Raw genomic sequence first — 1959 nt, forward strand, 5'->3', positions numbered from 1 at the left:
GGTATTATCATTATATTTACACCGAATTATACAATTTCTATTCACCTCGGGGTGCCATACTTAAGGCTGAGAATAAACCCGTAGAACCTTGACCGGATAATGCCGGTTAGGAAAGGTAAGCAACTGGTTTTCCAACTTACCTTATTTAATTTGAGTCAGCATATGCTGTCTTGATGTTTTACTATTTCCTGTTTTTGCAGGAGAGAAAATGATGTAAAAAAATATGGACTTGAAAGACTGGTATTTGATTTTTGTTGAACAGCTTACACACACAACACTTTTGGAATGGCTCGCGGTGAGCTTTGGTGTTACAGAAGTATTTTTAGCCAAGAGAAACAACATTTGGTTGTATCCCACAGGCATTATTTCTATTTTATTGAGCATGTACCTCCTGGCTAATGTAAGGTTATATGCAGAAACACTGCTGAATATTTACTATTTGGTGATGAGTGTTTATGGTTGGCTGGCATGGCGAAAAAGAGGTTCCCTTAAAATTGTGGCCATTACATGGTCTACGAACAGGGAGCTTAAAATTGCCGTGCTCATTTCTACCCTAGGTTTTGCTTTACTCTATATAGTTTTAAAACATTATACAGATTCTGATGTACCCATCTGGGATGCTTTTGTATCATCAACCGCATGGGCAGGCATGTGGCTTTTGGCAAAACGTAAAATAGAAAACTGGATCTTCCTAAACATTTCTAACCTCTTTGCCATCCCTTTATTGATCCATAAACAACTACCCATGTTTGCGGTATTAACCTTTATTCTTTTTATAGTGGCCATTTTCGGCTTCCTGGACTGGAAGCGTATCCTTAACCAAAAGCAGCAAGAACTGAGTCATCAACTATGAAAAACAACTTAAGCCCGGAAACAACAGCGCTTATTAAACAATATGCTGCTGCAGCTGAAGAAATGGGAGAATTGCATCCTGCACTTTTACAACTCGCTTATGAACACAACTGGTTCAAACTTTTTGTGCCGGAGGTTTATGGAGGACCAGGCTTAACCTTACCTGAAATTTTACGTCTCGAGGAAGCTATTGCTGAAGCAGATGGCAGTTTAGGATGGACAGTCACCCTTTGCAGTGGTGCCGGTTGGTTTGCCGGATTCTTAGATCCTGAGCTTGCCGCAGCAGTTTTTGCTGATCCCAAAATATGTTTTGCAGGTAGTGGCGCCATTGGCGGTACTGCTATGAAAGTTAAGCATAGTTATTTAATTAATGGCAGCTGGAATTATGCAAGTGGAGCTTCGCATGCTACTATATTTACGGCTAACTGTATTTTAAAAACTGCTGATGGCCATGACCTGTTAGACGATGTGGGAAAGCCAGTCGTCAAATCTTTCATCCTGAAAAGAGATGAGGTGAAGGTGATTTCAGGCTGGTCTTATTTTGGCTTAGTGGCTACGGGCAGTCATTCCTTTGAGGTGCATAATGTGGAGGTACCCCTCAACAGGACTTTTGAAATCAACAAAGACATTAAGGTTAAAGCTGTAGGTTTCGATTATCCATTTTTACAGCTTGCAGAAACGACTTTAGCGGTCAACAGTTTAGGGATGGCACAGCATTTCATCAACCTGGCTCAGGATTCCTTTAACCGAAGATCTGGTCAGAAGCGTTTTACCCAAGCACAGAAAAGCTTTTTTGAAAGCACGCTTTACCGCTGTTCTCAGGAATTGCAGGAGATTAAACGCTCATTTTACACTGCTTTTGATCTTTCTTGGCAGCAGCTCATGAGCAATGGTGCTATTGCTGCTGATCAACTTACTGAAGTGAGCAGGCTGAGTAGAAAATTAGCACACGGTTCTCGCAGAATGGCTGATGAGTTATTTCCCTATTGTGGCTTAGAAGCTGCAAAAAAAGAAACCGAGATCAACAGGGTATGGCGGGATTTACATACCGCAAGTCAGCATGCTTTATTAACGTTTGAATAATTAAGAGGCTCTTATTAATTGTTT

General features: G+C 40.9%; 2 protein-coding genes and 1 riboswitch. Both genes read left to right on the top strand.

The window, feature by feature from the left end:
• Positions 1-37: 37 nt before the first annotated feature.
• Positions 38-130: riboswitch (TPP riboswitch) on the top strand.
• A gap of 93 nt (positions 131-223) precedes the next feature.
• Positions 224-853: a nicotinamide riboside transporter PnuC gene (gene pnuC, locus ACR2F7_RS04615; RefSeq protein ID WP_432712420.1), complete on the top strand. Its 630-nt coding sequence runs from the start codon at positions 224-226 to the stop codon at positions 851-853.
• Complete coding sequence (locus ACR2F7_RS04620) at positions 850-1935, top strand: acyl-CoA dehydrogenase family protein (RefSeq protein ID WP_432712421.1); 1086 nt, start codon at positions 850-852, stop codon at positions 1933-1935. Before pnuC ends, ACR2F7_RS04620 begins: the two co-directional genes overlap by 4 nt.
• Positions 1936-1959: the final 24 nt, after the last annotated feature.

This window comes from Pedobacter sp., assembly GCF_045628745.1.
In the GTDB taxonomy this organism is placed as follows: domain Bacteria; phylum Bacteroidota; class Bacteroidia; order Sphingobacteriales; family Sphingobacteriaceae; genus Pedobacter.

Bases quoted from the DNA above. Each gene is read 5' to 3' on its own strand.
- pnuC (WP_432712420.1), top strand. From the start codon at position 224: ATGGACTTGAAAGACTGGTATTTGATTTTTGTTGAACAGCTTACACAC.
- ACR2F7_RS04620 (WP_432712421.1), top strand. From the start codon at position 850: ATGAAAAACAACTTAAGCCCGGAAACAACAGCGCTTATTAAACAATAT.